We start from the raw sequence: 264 nt of genomic DNA on the forward strand, positions 1-264 counted from the left end.
GAGAAAGGAACGGACGATGATCGTTAAATTTCATCCACGCGGTCGCGGCGGTGGCGCCGGGCCGGTGGACTATCTGCTGGGTAAAGACCGGCAGCGTGAAGGCGCCAGCGTCCTGCAGGGGAAGCCGGAAGAAGTCCGGGAGCTGATTGATGCGTCGCCTTACGTGAAGAAATACACCTCCGGCGTCCTGTCGTTTGCGGAGGCCGATCTGCCTCCCGGCCAGCGGGAAAAACTGATGGCCAGCTTCGAGCGGGTTCTGATGCC

At 61.7% G+C, this 264-nt stretch carries 1 pseudogene; it reads left to right on the plus strand.

What is annotated here, in order from left to right:
* Nucleotides 1–16: 16 nt before the first annotated feature.
* Nucleotides 17–264: pseudogene (locus QMN93_RS26200) on the plus strand (nuclease); the annotation flags it as partial.

Origin of the sequence: Enterobacter sp. R-1.6.2, assembly GCF_035064085.1 — a bacterium.
Lineage (GTDB): Bacteria > Pseudomonadota > Gammaproteobacteria > Enterobacterales > Enterobacteriaceae > Enterobacter > Enterobacter asburiae_B.